Raw genomic sequence first — 16,243 nt, 5'->3', positions numbered from 1 at the left:
TAGTTTAACACTATGGAAAATAATATGATTAATCAGACTTATTTTTTGAATCTTAATCCGGGGGAGATATCCTCTGCTTTTCGATTATTCCGCAGATTAGATATAAAGCCGGTTTTTGACGAGAACGAATATTTTAATGATTTAAAAGAGAAAGATGTCAGTCAAATTACATTATTGGTTCACAATAAAAAAGCCTGGACATGGACTGATGGTGTATCGGAGAAGAAGCCGGAGAATTTATCTGGTATTTCCCCTGCTGAAATGCTGAAAATACTTGGGCTGCCAGCTGTTGATAAAATACCATCTGTGGAAATAGAAGAACTGCTGAAAGATAATATCTATGATTTCTACTGGTTGGAAACAAATAAAGACCTGCCCCGAACGGAAATTGCAGAACAGTGTTGCCGGTTGGGCTTAATCTATGAAAATGAGCTGGAAGGCCTGGTTAATTATCCGTGGCCAACCGACAGGTTTCTGGTGTTGAATCATAAAATATACGGTTCCGAAAATACAATCGGGAAAGAAGCAATGCAAAAACTCGGAATATTGCCGGGTGAGGAAATCAGGACTGAAAGGTTAAGTGATCTGGTCAGGAAGCATGAAAGGGACATTTATCTTGTGAAGAACGACTTCCGCATGACAGGCCATTTTTCAGGTTTACCTACATACTGTAAAACGGAAAGTGTAATTCTTGCAGCTATTGATGCCGATTATGACAACATAAAGCATGTGCCTGTATTTGCAATCAATCAGAAAATCGCCGAGGCGATGGCCCGCAGGGATGGAATGTCCCTGGAAATTATACCCGGTGAGTTTATTTCCGCAGAAATGTGCCTGAATGCCGTTAATGATGATGGTATGGCGTTGAAGTATGTCCCGCAGGAATTCCATTCTGACGAACTATTCGAGGCTGCCATCGCGAATGACGGCTGGGCTTTGCAGTTTGTCCCGGAGAATAAAAGGACAAAAGACATGTGTTGCTCGGCATTAAGTCAGGTTTTAAATATAGGTTATGAAGGTTATTCAATAGCAAAGTATATCCCCTACCCTGATATTTGTCTGAATATCTTTAAAGATGCCGTAGATATTAATGATGCCACCGATGTATCAAAAAGGTTTCCTGACAAAATAATTAACCAGGAAATTGCACTGGAAGCGATAAAGCAGGACATCGATTGCTTTGGGCTTATTCCTCAGGAAATCAGAACTGCCGGGTTTTACGATGAAGCGGTTAAAATAAACGGATGGATGTTACAGCATGTACCTGAAGAGATGAAAACTCCCCAAATGTGCCTTGCTGCTAAAGATGCCTCACCGGATCTGGGATACGGACATTTAGGGCTTGTTGCCTATGTTCCGTTTCCTAAAGTTTGTTTGGAGTACCTCAAAGAAGCAGCCGGAAAAATCGATGTGTATGAAGTCTTTACAGCTATACGAAAGGATGTGTTAAATCCCGATATTGTTCAATTGGCTGTCGATCTGGATGTAAATTGCTTCAAATTCGTGCCGGATAATCTGAAAACGGAAGGTTTATGCCTGAAAGCCATTCAAGAGACGGGAGCTTTTGGTGAAGTGTTCGATTATATCCCCGAACACCTGAGAACAAAAAAGATATACAAACTTGCCGTAGAGACTAACGAAACAGCATTAAAATGGGTACCCGAAAAAAAAAGAAGCTATCAGATGTGCCTGTCAGCAGTCGAAAGGGATGGATACCAGCTGGAATTTGTTCCGGAAAGAAAGAAGACCAAACAAATTTGTCAAACAGCATTGGATAATTGCGAAAAGCCGGCAAATATTAAAAATTACCGTATTATGCCGGACATCCCATTTCCCGACATCATACTAAATGCGATTGAGAAATTTAAATCGAAGACCGAATCGATACCACTCTATTCTTCCATAAATGAAAATGCTTACAATGAAGAAATCGCAAAAAAAGCAGTCATGGCTGATGGTGCATGCTATGACTTTGTTCCTGAAAGACTTAGAAACGAAGAGCTTGCCCTGCTTGCTCTTTACCATACACATAAAGTAAGAGATATCCTGATGCTAACCCCGGACAGATATTGTTCGCAAAAGCTTTGTGAAGTGGCTGTTTTTATGTTTCCGGCTGCAATACTTCTTATTCCTCAGAATCGACGTACAGCTGAATTATATTTAATGGCGACGAAAAAAAATCCCGGGCTAAAAGAGGATGTTCCTGAAGATATAAAAAGGAATAAAAACATATATAGTTTTAATGAGAGACTGGAAAAAATACTGACCGGTAAAGATAGGCTGAACTTTGATCAGGTGCAGGGAATCTATCAGGGCGGTTCTGCATTGGTAAAAGAAGTAAAGAGCGGCGGGCAAATATTCAATAACAGGTTTCTATCATATAACGGTATAAAGGACAGGTTTGTTATTGCCCGTAGCCAAAAACAGGATAATAAAACAGCCATGTCTGATACGGATAATTCCCGGTCTAAGAAAGGAAGAAGAATATAGCAGGTAATAATTATTCTTCATCCGATTATTCACATTTATCTGACAAAAAATCATGGAAACAAATATAGACATACAGGAAAAAAATTATTATTTCCTGATCTGTGATGCACCGGCAATTGATGCAAAGCACCGGATCGACCAGTTGAACCATATGGGATTTATCGCTGATGGCAACAAGGAAAACATGGTTAATTATTTTCAGCGGTTTAGTAAAAGTAAGGAGCCTGTCGTTTTTATTTTTCAGAATAAGATAAGGAACCTGAGTGCATATATGGATCAGCCGGAATTCGACAAACTGGGCATTAAACAATCTTTTGAACAGATACCCAGGCTCAGGTTGAGTGAATTGATGAAACAGCAGTTTGAAGATATGGAGTTCATAGGTTATAATTCACTGGAATTGTTGCCCGATTATAGAAAGACTGTAGGGGTATGCCGGGAAGCAATAAGGATAGATCCTTATAATATACGTCATATACCGGATTATATGCTATCCAAAGATACTATTGACTCCTGTGTATGTATAGAAGGGAATACCTTGCAATATATACCTCAGGAAAGATTGAATGCCGGAATATGCCTAAAGGCTGTTGAAAATGACTATATGGCCCTGCAGTATGTGCCTTTCAAATTTAAAAGTGAGGAGTTATGCCGTATGGCTGTTAAAGGAGCGGTTGATGACACTAAAAATGAAAGTTACCATGTATTAGCACATATACCTTATACTTTCATTTGTAATGAAGTAATCCGGCAATTTAATAAAATGTCCGTTAGCGGGGAAGCTATGGCAAAGACAATCGTAAACAAAGAGGTGATGTCCGCCGGTATGTGTGATAAGCTCTTTGAATGGGATCATAATGCCTATAAGCATTTTCCCAATTTATATAAAAGTAAGGAGATGACAGAAAAGGCCATAGCCTTAGACGGGATTCTATTGGCTTACGCTCCGCCAAAACAAATCAATGAGGAGTTATGTTTGTCTGCTATAAAGAATACTTACAAAGCTATGGCGGTTGTGCCTGTGTTCTTAAAAAATCCCGATTTCTGCCTGAAAGCGGTACTGGCTAACCGAAATGCCGGGATAAAGAACTTGGTTCCTATGGAAATAAAGAATGGAAAGAATATTTACAGCTTTAACGAGAGGCTTGAAAAAATATTGACAGGGAAAGTAAATCTGACATTTGAACAAGTTCGAAATCTATACAGTGGTGGGTCGCAAACATTTTTAGAAGTAAAAAGCGGGAGCAAAATCTATTCAAACAGTAGTCTTTTTTATGACAAAGAATTGAACCGATTTCTAATCGCTCCAACCCAATCTGGCAATATAAATCAAGTATTAACCAAAGATGATCTTAATAGGAAAAAAGGGAGGAGAATATGATATATATCCGCTCAAGTTTATTTCGTAATGAAGATGTGTTTTTGTCCGTACAAAATTAATAGCTGATTGTAAACTTTTCATCATGTCAAAATATATTTATTCAATATGTACAAATGTGTTTATACTATATTGCCATGTGGTATTTTGCCATAATGTACATGTACATGTGCATTTGTACATGGGTTTCCTGTGGCTTAAAAAGTCTTGTTTATTTTGTAATGCAAGATGTGTTTTTGTGTACACGAGAACGTCATGCTATAAAAATCATATTAGGATATATAATTGCCCCACTATCGAAAGATTAAGCGGGGGCAATGTGTCTGAGGATAACGTATTATAGAAACTTAGAAGTCCTTTAAGATATATATACATTACCAACCAAAAAGATTACCTCTTTTTAATAATTCACCATCTTTTGTAACAGAGTTTTCTTTAATATCCACAGAGATATAACCATATATACTATTAATATCAAAATACTCATGATCAAATAGATCCCAATCTGAAGTTTTATATATCTTAAATATGTAATTGATGCTATTTACTTGTATTTGATTACCACATTTGATATTCAATCGATTAATATTTATAGAATCATAAGCAATTACAATATTACCAGCATTTGAAATCTCAATATAATCAATATTTTCACTTGGAGATGATAATCCTTGATATTTTCCAATTATAATATAACATTTTCCTCCCCATCTTTTCCATACAGTAATATCATTCTTTATAGTTGCTGGCGTACTTTTGACTGTTTCCTTTCATATTGGGGATTAGTTGATATTCTGAAAGAGGGCAAGGGTTTCGATACCGTGGAATACATTCGGAAGCGTCCATTATTCAATAAATTGTTTACATGTACGCCACCCCAAAATAGAAAAGGTTGAAAATATTATTCGCTATTATAACATTAATAACAAGATATTCCATTTTCAATTTACACAAAATTTAGACTATTATACGGTCGTATTCTTTTTTCTTAGATTACAATATCTTCTAAATTACAGACTACACACCTGATGAAACAAAAAATAACAACTGTTTTGTAAAACAATCTACAGATTCAATTATCAGCCTAAAGGAACTTATAAGAAATCGACTAAAAAAGCTATTATTTGTTTTTTTTAACGACACAAATAACATACTATATATTTGGTATTTTTATATTTGTAAAAATACTTCCTTGAGTCTAGCCATCTTTTAGAAAGATTTTGTTTGCAGTTTGTATTATGCTTGATGGATATTTATCAGTTTTATTTGAGTTGATATAAATATATTAAAAAGAAAGCCGGCAAAAATAGGAGAAAAATACGATTGCTTTATTGGCAGAAAATGAAATTTTACAGTCTACTGGTATAATTGTTAAATAAATTGTCATACTCTTATTTAACATCATAAATAAGAGTATGACACAAACTATACAGACAAGCAATACGGTTCTTTCCTGTAGCTTATATTGCAATTATGGAGCTACGATCCATTTAGCTTTCATCTCCGCTACGATATCTTCATCATCCAGGTGCATATAAATATCCTGTATATTATTGCCTATTGCATGCCCCATAATACGTTCGGCAATACCATCCCTAATGCCTCTTTTCGCTGCTATGGTCCGGAAGGTATGCCGGGCCCGATGGAAAGTAATCGTCTTGTTAATACTCAATTCTGCAATTATCTCTTTCAGATGCTGATTGGTTCGCCAATTAGATAAAGGGTAAAATATTGGCAGATATGTTTTTTTATTCTTTCGTTCCAATAAGGATTCTACCACGGAAGAGACTATTGGTATTTTATACTTTACACCCGTTTTAAGACGATTATTACTCAATAAAAGACATATATCATCATTCTTATCTTCTTTCAGCACAACGGGCTTCAAATCATCATAGGTGACATTATAAAACTCTGCATAAGACAAAGAAGTGTAACAACTAAAGAGGAAGCCTCTTAACACTTCACGTCTACCGCCTTTATATTTACCTAAATCATAAGCTTTCTGCAATATTTTTAATTCATCCTCATTTAGTATATCATTGTTTTGAGCCTGGGTAATCTTTTTAATTTTAAATTTAGAATAAGGGTTCTTATCCAGGATTCCTTTATCGACAGCAATCCCCAGAAAAAATTTAAAGTTGGAATGTTTTTTATAAATAGTATTCAACAAATTCCCGGATTGGATTTCGTATTCATGAAACTTCTTTATATAGTCCAGTGTAATTGCATCGAAAGTCAGGACAGGTTTCCATTTTTGCATCTTGTTAAGAAAATTACGATAATTGGCTATTGTGCGTTTGGCTCTGGTTAATTCCAAAAACCTCAGTTCATTCTCCGCAAAAACATAAAAATCTGTATTGCCATATAGTTTATCTTTAAACTTGTTCAGAAACACTCCAACTCGCAATGGCTTAATAAAGTGGTCCCGGATAATTGTCTGTGCTTTCGTGTATTGCTCCTGTATAATCCTATTGTATAGTAAATGGTCCCTGTGGCTAGCCAAAACCATTTTTTTGTTATCACTCCAATGCTTCGGATGTACTGATATATTCAGACCGATGTAAGTGACACGCCTGTAGGATGTATACCTCAGGCAAACCGGGCACGTGCCGTCTTTTGCTTCGTGACTGAGACGTTGTATTACTTTTAATGTGGCTTTCATTCTGATTACATTGATTGTTAATGAATAAAAAATGCCACATATATAAATAAAAGAAATACATGAGGATATTAACTTACGCGATTTGTCTCTATTTGTCGTAATTTGTCGTAGTTAACATAAATATATCCTGTGCATGGTTACTGTTTTAATATATTACCATAATACTCTTCATCAAAAAGCTGTTCCAAATCAATCGCATTCAGCTTTTCATTGACTTTACAAGGATTAATATAAAAATAATTCGTCCTTTCGACCTGCTCAAACCCAAGATCCAGAAAATATCCATAAAGCTTAAATGAAGAATATTCAAGGTCCTGATCCATCCGGTGATATTGCATTGCAGGTTGCATAGAGGATGTATCTAACTGCAATGGATACACAATGGCAAGCACCAAGCCTACAGTACCGTCAAACCGGCAGAGGATGTCCTTTATGATGAATTTTCCATAGCCGTAACCCCGATATTCAGGAAACAGAACGATATCATTTATATACAAGACGTTAAAATTACCATTCTCAGCAAGCAATTCGTCAAATTCAGGTTTTAACTCTCCGGTTTTTCTGTCCATGATAAAATCACCGACATATCCACATGCATCACTACTCGAATTCGATAGGAGATCTTCCAAAAGAAGTCCGTTATTGATGAGATATCCTAGATAGAACAAAGACACCCGAGCTTTTCCGATTAAGACTTCCTTCGTATCTTCGTCAATATCTGCGGAATCACATCCGTAGACATCAATTGCATATTGTGTGTAACAATCAAAACCTTCCATATAAGAACTTCCTGTAGAGGATTCAAAGCTATATCGCAATTTCAGGTATAGAATATCTTTTGCTTGCATTGTTATTATTGTTTTATATACATTTTCTCCAAATATAATGATTTGTACCGACTGGACATCATTTCTGCAGCGCATTTTAATTGCCAGAAAAAAAGGCATAGGTCTAAAACCTATGCCTTTATGTATTATTAGCCTCGTGTCGGGTCTGCTTTACAAGCTCATACAACCCATTTATCTAACATCTCCCGGACAATATCTTCATCATGCAGGTGAGTATATATATCCTGGATGTCATTACCTTCTGCATGCCCCATGGTACGCTCGGCTATTGAATCTCTGACACCTTTTTTCGCAGCTATCGTTCGGAAGGTGTGCCGGGCCCGGTGGAAAGTCATCGTCTTATTAATTCCCAGATCCTTCATTATTTCCTTAAGGTATCTGTTGGTAGGCTGATTGGCCAAAGGCAAAAAGATCTTCCGGGAAGTATCCGTATCTCCGGCTTTTCGTTCCATTAGCAGCTCTACGACGGGCGAAACTATGGGTATTTTATATGGTACGCCCGTTTTCTGACGCTCATTGCTGAGCAATTGATACATTTCTTCTGTATTTTCTTTTTTTAGTCTTACAGGCTTTAAATCATCGTAAGTAACATTATGAAATTCGGCATAAGATAAACTGGTGTAGCAGCTAAACAAGAAATCCCTTAACACCTCACGCTTGCCTTCTGTATATTGCTCTGCGTCATATGCTTGCTGCAATATCTTCAGCTCTTCTTCTGTCAGTACATCGTTGTTCTGTGCCTTCGTGATTTTCTTGATCTCAAATTTTTCGTAAGGATTCTTTACAAGTTGTTCTTTATCAATGGCCAAACCCAACAGAAATTTAAAGTTTGCATGCTTCTTATAGATCGTGGACAGCAAGTTACCTTCCTTAATTTCATGATCATGAAAACGTTGGATAAATTCAAGGGTGATTTCGTTGAAGGTCAGTATGGATTTCCATTCCTTCATCTTATTGAGCAGGTTACGGTAATTGGAGAGGGTTTGCTTTGCACGGGTAGATTGGAGCAATTCCAGTTCTTTTTCTATAAAAACATAAAAATCTGTATTGCCATAATACTTATCCCGGAATTTATCAACAAATTCTTTGGTGGATAAGGGCTTATAGAAATGAGCCAGAAGGATGTTCTCGGCTTTGCAGTATTCTTCTTCAATAATGCGGTTGTAATGTAAATAGTTTCTTTCCCCCGACAGAACCATTGAACGCTTTTGGCTCCAGTGTCTGGGATGAACAGATATACCTAACCCTATAAAAGTTGTTTGTCTAAAAGATGTGTACCTTAAACACAACTGACGTTTACCATCTTTTGTACTGTAATTGTTACGTTGGAAAATTTTAATGGATGCTCTCATGACTCAATTGTTTGTAGTTAAACAATAGTCAAACGAACAAGTGTAAACTCATGGAAAAATCGATTTTAACTATTAATCGTTAAAACAATCAATCGATTGATTTTGTGCTTCTTGTAGAATTCCTGAAAACTACTTTCTGTTTATTATTCATCGTGTGTAGTCCCAGGCAGAACCAGGCCTTTCAGTCCCTAAAAATGTCTACTTATCTCTATTTTAGGGCATTTCAATATGTGTTAAATTGATGACTTTTTCTTCATATACTGAATAACATAGAAAACCTATTACCATTGAGGGAAGTAGGGTATATTTCCAGAGCTGAAAAACCTATACAAAACTGATAAATAAGTATTTGAAAGCTAAATGTAAAGTGGATAAATATAAGTTAAATATTAAAAAAAAAGACCTTATGAATATAAATGAGGAGGATACTTTATCTCAATTATAATCTCTTTTAGTAATTAATGTTATGGGCATTATTGTCCTACTTTAGATAAATGAATAGATCTTTTCAACCGTGATATCTGAAATATTTGAGAAAACTCTAAGACAAAGAAACCGTTGTATTAATTGCTATTGAAAAATAAACTGAACATTAAGATATATAATGGGGTAGGTTTTCGTGCAGAAGACCTTTAATTTAACAAAATAGGATGATGAAGACGAAATAAATGCTTATACTATCAGTCGAGATTTAGGAGAAAGATGGGTTGGAAGTTGTGCTTGTTTTAAATAAAATATCCTGCCGAATTCTAGTAGCAGGATATTTTATCATTGATTAAAATTTTATTGATCACATGATGTAATGAGCCTCAATTATTTTCTTTTAGGAGAATAAGATTTATCCAAGATTTCCTGAATTTCAGATTCTTTATATAAAGTCTTACCACCAAAATTTATATAAGGCAATACTCCATTTTTACGATAATCTGTTAATGTACGTCGGTTTACTCTCAAATATTTTGACAATTCTTCATCAGTCATATAACGGTCACCGTTTAACCCTAGTTTACAGTCTTTGGAAAGAGTTCTGAGTTGATTCAATATACGATCAATAGAGTTGAAGAAATAGAAAACTCTAGCATCATTTTCAGCTATTCTTTTCATAGTTTATTATATTTATTTTTTGCTTTAACTATTGTTTTTAAAAATACTTCTATATCACTTTTTAGGTAAAAATTCTTTCTTCCCACTTGTGAGAATCCGATTTTGCCAGCATCCCGGTACTTTTGCAACGCTTTAGGACCAATACTTAAAATTGAACAAACTTGTTGTGTGTCTAACCATGTTAATAAATCAGGCGGAGTATGCCTTAAACATAATATTTTGACATATCCTTCGAGGTGATTTATACGATACAGCATTTTATTAAAAACGTTTTTTTTAATCATGATAAATTCTTCTTCCATAGTTTCTTTATTTAAATTGTGAGATGAATATTATTAACAGTATTTATTTAGTTCTGAAAGGCTTTGATATAATTACTGTTTAATGTCTTTTCCAGATCAGATTCTTTATACAAGACTTTTCCACCCAACAATATGTAAGAAAGCACTCCTTGATTACGATAATCCTGCAAGGTTCTGCGACTGACTTTCAATATTTCTGCAACCTCCTTATCTGTAAGATAACGCTCTGCATTAAGTAACGGTCTGGTTTCTTCGAAAGTATCTTCTAAACAAGCAATTAGCTCTTCCAAGCTTTCAAAAAATGTAACAACATCCTTGTTGCGTTTTGTAATTAATTCTTCCATAATATTTTTATTATATGTTTTTACTCTTTCATTTACATGACTTCAGAAGTTCTTCAATATCTGAAACCTTATAATAAATTTTATTATTAATCCGGCTGAAACTCACTTTTCTTGTATCTCTATAGGTCTGTAAGGTACGGGGAGAGATATTAAGGATTAAGCATACATCCTGATTGTCGAGCCACTGATCCAGTCCTTTGTTTTTATACTTACTGCATAATGATTCAATTCTATTCTTAAAATTTCTGACCTTTAATATCATGGCTTCAAATACAACCTTATCTATGTTCGTTGTTTCCATAATGAACTTTTTAGTTAAACAATACATAACATTTGATGATTTGCAAATCAAAAGCGAATATAAGATCAAAAGCATTACAGATTATTGAATTTCAGAGCATTGTCGTGATTTGTCGCGTTCTGTCGTAATTTGTCGTAGCTGGTTATTCTGTCTCGTCCCCCCAAAAAAATAACTGATCGTGACGACCAGTTATTTTTCATATTTTGAGAATGAAATTTGCAGCTTCAAGGTTATTCATCCCTTACAAATCCGACTCTCTTTCTTGGCGTATTTTCTAATTCCTTCTTACTTGCCAATTCAGTCAACACCTGATAAATGTCATTAAACTGCATATTGGTCTCAATCATAAAAGTTTCTAGTTTTTGATGAAGTTCTGCATATCCTAAAGCATATTGACGGAGTGTAACAAAAGCTCGCATAATAGCGATATTTATTTCAATGGCTACATCACTGCGTAAAATACTGGATAACATGGCAACTCCTTGCTCTGTAAAAGCAAAGGGGAATACTGAACTATGTTTGAGTGTTTCAGGCAACCGGTCACAATTTGTGACCAGTTCAATCCATTCAGATTCTGATAGCTCAAACATGAAATCGGGAAATGGAAATCGCTTTATATTCCGTCTTACAGCCTGCTTTAAGGCTTTAGTTTTTACATTATACATTTCTGCAAGGTCAAAGTCCAATAATACTTTAGCTCCTCTAATTTCATGTATTTTATTCTGAATTATTTGTAACTCCATGATTACTGTAATTTAAGGTTAGAAATTTTACTATCTACATTCATCATATCCTCCAAAATGCTCTGGTCTAAAATCTTTGCATAGTGCTGCGTCATGCGGGTAGAAGAATGTCCTAGCATTTTGGCGACATTTTCCATCGTTACTTTATTAGCTAGCGTAACCGATGTGGCAAATGTGTGCCTGCTGCAATGCGCTGTCAGTCTCTTGTTTATACCACATAAATCAGCCACCTCTTTCAAATATGTATTATATTTTTGATTTGTAGGAACCGGAAGAAGCTGACCTTTCAATTGGCACCCTTTATCATCCTTGTATTTCTCTAATAACATCTTCGGAATATTTAATAGAGGGATATTACACATATTATTCGTTTTTTCACGAGGCTTGCGAATCCATACTTCATCGTTGCCGTTTCTTATAATATGCTCCTCTTTCAGATTCTTTACATCAACGAATGCTAATCCCGTAAAAGAGCAAAACACAAATACATCCCTGATTTGCGATAGTCGCTTTGTAGAAATCTCTTTATTAATGAGAGTTTCCAGTTCACACATAGTTAAGAATTCTACATGAACTTCATCCTGACGAAACTTAATTGAAGCAAATGGGTCTTTATGCAGCCAATCATTAAGTATTGCTATTCGAATGATCTTCTTAAAGATTTTTAGATGTTTGATAGCGGAGTTATTGCAACACCCCTTTTCTGTCTTTAGGTACAGTTCATATTTGCGGATAAAGTCTTCATTAATATTCTTTAGAGGAATATCTTCCATGTCTAATTCCTTATCCATAAATTCTTTCAGGTATTTCAGCGAGGCGTCAAACTTATAAATGGTTGATTGCGCATATTCGATATTTAATAATTGCCTGCACCGTTCATTGTGATCGGAGTGTACTTCAACTAGAGTTCTACCATCTTCTTCGTCTTTGTGGTTTCCTAAATAGATATCTTTTATAATCTGTGCCGTGATAGGCTTAGCGGCTAACCCAAGGTCACAAAAGATTTGATGAATCCGGGATTTTACGGATTGAATATTATAATTCAACTCTTGTGCCTCTCTACTGCTACCTCTTGTTTTCCCTTGTGCCTGACTCCACTGAGAGGGATTTACACTGCCACCAATTGGAATGTCGGCCACATTACTGTTGACAGTAATACGAATAAATAGAGGGACCTGTCCGTTTTTCATCACCCTGTTTTTTCTGATTAAGCAGACTACATTAAAAGTGTTTCGTTGTTTTGTCATTTTTGTTTCCATAAAATTGATTTTTTGTTGTTGTAAAATTACTTTTTTAACATTAAACCAACCCTACGCAAGACATTGTATAACAGTGAATTGAAGTCATTCTCGTAGCCAATTCGTAGCCAAAACTGAAAAATAATTCTTGGCTACGAATTGGCTATGGAATAATGCTCAAAAATGCATTATTTTGCTGTTTTCGTAAAATTCAGGGAATAAAAAAATCCTTGAAAACCAACTGATTTTCAAGGATTTGCTTTGTTTTGCCTTTCGGCCTAGTGCGGATGAAGGGACTCGAACCCCCACGCCTCACGGCACCAGATCCTAAGTCTGGCGCGGCTACCAATTACGCCACATCCGCATAGCCAATTGCTTTAGCGGGTACAAAGGTATAATTATTTTTCTAATAACAATGCTTTACTTGCAAAAAATAGAATTTTAGACAAAAATAAGAGAATATAAATTAGAAAAGAGCTTCAAAATTCATAGCAGACGAACAATTTTCAAGTTAATGCCATCTGGAAAATTTTAGCTTTTTTCTTTCCGTTTTTTTTCATAGCTTTGTCCTGCTAAAGAAGAAATTGAGATGGATAACTATATAGTTTCAGCACGTAAGTACCGCCCTATGACCTTCAACTCGGTTGTCGGGCAACGCGCATTGACCACTACTCTCAAAAATGCGATCGCTTCAGGAAAACTGGCACATGCCTATCTTTTCTGCGGCCCGCGTGGAGTAGGAAAAACAACCTGTGCCCGTATCTTTGCTAAAACTATCAACTGTCTTTCACCCGCAGCTGACGGCGAAGCATGCAATCAATGCGAATCCTGTGTTGCGTTCAACGAGCAACGCTCTTTTAATATCCATGAACTCGATGCCGCATCCAACAACTCGGTCGACGATATCCGTTCACTGATAGAGCAGGTGCGCATACCTCCCCAAATAGGAAAATACAAGGTATATATTATCGACGAGGTACATATGCTTTCGCAAGCAGCTTTCAATGCTTTCCTTAAAACATTGGAAGAGCCCCCGCATCATGCTATCTTTATCCTTGCAACAACGGAAAAGCATAAAATACTGCCTACTATTTTGTCCCGTTGCCAAATATATGATTTCAGCCGTATTACAATAAAAGATACTGTCGAACATCTTCAATATGTCGCTTCTCAGGAAAATGTGCAGACTGAACCGGAAGCACTGAATGTACTTGCTCAAAAAGCCGATGGGGGAATGCGCGATGCATTATCTATCTTTGACCAGGTGGTTAGTTTCACCGGAGGAAATGTAACATACAAGGCGGTCATTGAAAATCTCAATGTACTGGATTATGAATATTATTTCAGGCTTACCGATTGCATACTTGCCAGCAATGTCGTAGACAGCCTGCTCATATTAAACGAGATATTAAGTAAGGGCTTTGATGGTAATAATGTCATCACTGGTATTGCGTCTCATTTCAGAGACCTACTCCTATGCAAAGACCCGAAAACCGCTGAATTGTTTGAGGTCGGTGCTTCTATCCGGGACAGATACATCGAAACTGCAAGGAAATGCAACAATGAATTTCTCTACAAAGCAATAGATATAGTAAACGAAAGTGACCTCAATTACAGGCTAAGCCGGAATAAACGGCTACTCTCCGATCTGACCGTCATAAGGCTATGCCAACTATCTTCACCTCAAACAGGTTTGGAAGATCAAAAAAAAAAGCAGGTAATTGATCCCATATTTTCGAAACAGGAAGCCAAACAGGCTCCTGCCCCGAATCAGCCTGCAACACCTCCCCAAAACAGCCGGCCCGCCACAGCACCCGTAACAAGGAATATTCCTGACACGCCGCAAGCCACAAGTAATACAACAACCGCAAGCGCTCCAAAACCCACATATCCCGGAGGACTGGGAATCTCCATTTCGGCCTTTGGACAGAAAAAAGAAGTGGAGGCAAAAGTGGAAGAGAAGATTGAATCCTTAAATGAACGATTCAGCCCCCTGCAACTCATCAATGAATGGAAAGCATTTGCCGAAGCCCTGACAGAAGAGCATCATCTGAAGAACACAATGCTCAACTGCTTGCCAAATCTCATAGAAAATACATTATTTGAGGTTGTAGTGAATAACCCTGTGCAGGAACAGCGATTGCTGGAGCACAGAATGGATATTCTGGTGAAATTGAGGACACAACTTCGCAATACCCATATAAAAATGCAAGTCCGTATAAGTGAGGATAATGAGAAGAAACTCGCCTTTACGCCGGCAGAGAAATTCAATTTGATGATGGAAGAGAATGAAAGTCTCCGCCGGTTAAAAGACGAATTCGGTCTGGAGCTTTCATAAAACGATCACTTCCCCTTCTGATACATCGACCGGACTCGCTTCTCCCCATCCAGTTCTATATTGAATATACGCTCTGCACTTTGCTTCTTCTTTTTCCTGTCGGCAAATGTAGTTTCAAGCTTTACGGACAGTGTGGTAAAATAGATGCCTTTATTATCCTTGATAATCTCCGGCAGATTAGGAGGTAATGTATAGGAAATGCTTTTTATCTTCCTGTTTTTAAAATCTGCTTTCAAGGAATCCGCAATCACTGTATCAGGCTGATTCTCCTTATCAAAAAATTTAAGCAACACAGATGCCGAATACTTTTGTATTTCTTTGTTATTCACTGATGAAAGAGCTTTGAAAAAGCCGGACAATACTTTCTCCACATCCTTCAACTCATCACCCTCAACAGCCTTTAGCTGGATCAGATAATCGTGTCTTCCTTCCGCCACATCCTCATATTCTCCCGTAAAACGTCCTATTTTTACATTGTCGAGGTAAGCCTGGTAAGCATCCGCCGTATTCTGTTCCATCACCTGAAGCCAACTGAGTGAATCCACGACATGCTTTATTTGCCTTTCATATGGAGTTTGCGGATGGTCTGCCAAAAAAGAAAAAAGAGCATCAATATTTCCCGATTTGCGAAGAGCTTCCCATTCATTTCGTTCCTTCTCCCGTAGTTCCATTATTTTATCCTGAGCTTCGCCACTGTATTTTCCTTCGGGGTAATGAACAAGGTATTTGGAATAACTTAAAGGTGTATTTTCCTCAATACATTTATTCCAGTATGCAGATTCTGTCGCCTCCTCGTCTTTGTTCTTCATAAAAATACCCCCGGTACCTAACAACAGCATAAACACTAACCCTACAGCGACAAAAATAAACAACTTCTTATTGCTTCTGGAAAGGGAAGCCCGCTGCAAATTCTCCTCTATACTTTTATCTATTGGCTTTTCTTCATAAGACATATCTTCTTTTTCCATCTCCGGATTAGCCTTCTCCCCTTCTCCGGACAGCGATTCTGAATCTCCTTTATTAGACAGTAATTCTTCCGGATATGCATTATGAGCAATTTCCTGACAGTCGCCACAAAAGATTTCCCCTTCGTTTGTGCTTTTTCCGCAAAGCGGACATTTGTTTTCGTTATCAGCCATA

The 16,243-nt window shown here is 36.7% G+C and carries 14 protein-coding genes and 1 tRNA gene; 3 read left to right on the top strand and 12 right to left on the bottom strand.

What is annotated here, in order from left to right:
- Positions 1-12 precede the first annotated feature (12 nt).
- Together ACFO6W_RS16145 and ACFO6W_RS16140 are read left to right on the top strand one after the other, a co-directional pair.
- Positions 13-2,490 (top strand): DUF4116 domain-containing protein, encoded by a 2,478-nt coding sequence (locus ACFO6W_RS16145; RefSeq protein WP_379998283.1) that lies wholly within the window; start codon positions 13-15, stop codon positions 2,488-2,490.
- Between the two features lie 52 nt (positions 2,491-2,542).
- Positions 2,543-3,871 (top strand): hypothetical protein, encoded by a 1,329-nt coding sequence (locus tag ACFO6W_RS16140; RefSeq protein ID WP_379998281.1) that lies wholly within the window; start codon positions 2,543-2,545, stop codon positions 3,869-3,871.
- Between the two features lie 1,468 nt (positions 3,872-5,339).
- On the opposite strand, the gene ACFO6W_RS16135 is transcribed toward ACFO6W_RS16140, so the two are convergent.
- The 11 genes from ACFO6W_RS16135 to ACFO6W_RS16085 form a co-directional block, all read right to left on the bottom strand.
- Complete coding sequence (locus tag ACFO6W_RS16135; protein ID WP_379998279.1) at positions 5,340-6,533, bottom strand: site-specific integrase; 1,194 nt, start codon at positions 6,531-6,533, stop codon at positions 5,340-5,342.
- 137 nt (positions 6,534-6,670) lie between these two features.
- Positions 6,671-7,381 (bottom strand): hypothetical protein, encoded by a 711-nt coding sequence (locus ACFO6W_RS16130; protein WP_379998277.1) that lies wholly within the window; start codon positions 7,379-7,381, stop codon positions 6,671-6,673.
- 158 nt (positions 7,382-7,539) lie between these two features.
- Entirely contained in the window at positions 7,540-8,733 is a 1,194-nt protein-coding gene (locus ACFO6W_RS16125) for a site-specific integrase (protein WP_379998275.1), read from the bottom strand.
- Between the two features lie 813 nt (positions 8,734-9,546).
- Positions 9,547-9,837 (bottom strand): helix-turn-helix domain-containing protein, encoded by a 291-nt coding sequence (locus tag ACFO6W_RS16120; protein WP_379998273.1) that lies wholly within the window; start codon positions 9,835-9,837, stop codon positions 9,547-9,549.
- Positions 9,834-10,139 (bottom strand): helix-turn-helix domain-containing protein, encoded by a 306-nt coding sequence (locus ACFO6W_RS16115; RefSeq protein ID WP_379998271.1) that lies wholly within the window; start codon positions 10,137-10,139, stop codon positions 9,834-9,836. The genes ACFO6W_RS16120 and ACFO6W_RS16115 overlap by 4 nt, the downstream gene beginning before the upstream one ends.
- 47 nt (positions 10,140-10,186) lie before the next feature.
- A complete protein-coding gene (locus ACFO6W_RS16110; RefSeq protein ID WP_379998269.1) occupies positions 10,187-10,483 on the bottom strand; it encodes a helix-turn-helix domain-containing protein in 297 nt (98 codons plus the stop codon).
- Between the two features lie 28 nt (positions 10,484-10,511).
- A complete protein-coding gene (locus ACFO6W_RS16105) occupies positions 10,512-10,784 on the bottom strand; it encodes a helix-turn-helix domain-containing protein (protein WP_379998267.1) in 273 nt (90 codons plus the stop codon).
- Positions 10,785-10,858: 74 nt separating this feature from the next.
- Positions 10,859-10,984 carry a hypothetical protein gene (locus ACFO6W_RS16100; RefSeq protein ID WP_379998265.1) on the bottom strand — a complete coding sequence of 42 codons (126 nt, stop codon included), beginning with the start codon at positions 10,982-10,984 and terminating at the stop codon, positions 10,859-10,861.
- Positions 10,985-11,014: 30 nt separating this feature from the next.
- Positions 11,015-11,527, bottom strand: a complete 513-nt coding sequence (locus ACFO6W_RS16095) for an ORF6N domain-containing protein (RefSeq protein ID WP_379998263.1) — start codon at positions 11,525-11,527, stop codon at positions 11,015-11,017.
- A 2-nt stretch (positions 11,528-11,529) separates the two neighbouring features.
- Positions 11,530-12,786, bottom strand: coding sequence for a site-specific integrase (locus tag ACFO6W_RS16090; RefSeq protein WP_379998261.1), 1,257 nt, complete (start codon positions 12,784-12,786; stop codon positions 11,530-11,532).
- A gap of 261 nt (positions 12,787-13,047) precedes the next feature.
- A tRNA-Leu gene (locus ACFO6W_RS16085) sits at positions 13,048-13,129 on the bottom strand.
- A gap of 225 nt (positions 13,130-13,354) precedes the next feature.
- On the opposite strand from ACFO6W_RS16085, the gene ACFO6W_RS16080 reads away from it, so the two are divergent.
- The gene (locus tag ACFO6W_RS16080; RefSeq protein ID WP_379998259.1) at positions 13,355-15,103 is read left to right on the top strand and encodes a DNA polymerase III subunit gamma/tau; all 1,749 of its coding nucleotides are present in this window, start codon (positions 13,355-13,357) and stop codon (positions 15,101-15,103) included.
- A gap of 5 nt (positions 15,104-15,108) precedes the next feature.
- Here the strand turns inward: ACFO6W_RS16080 and ACFO6W_RS16075 are convergent, their stop codons facing one another.
- Positions 15,109-16,242 carry a hypothetical protein gene (locus ACFO6W_RS16075; protein ID WP_379998257.1) on the bottom strand — a complete coding sequence of 378 codons (1,134 nt, stop codon included), beginning with the start codon at positions 16,240-16,242 and terminating at the stop codon, positions 15,109-15,111.
- Position 16,243 lies beyond the last annotated feature (1 nt).

This window comes from Dysgonomonas termitidis (assembly GCF_042654545.1).
Classification (GTDB): domain Bacteria; phylum Bacteroidota; class Bacteroidia; order Bacteroidales; family Dysgonomonadaceae; genus Dysgonomonas; species Dysgonomonas termitidis.
This window is presented reverse-complemented; position numbering and strand designations above follow the sequence as displayed.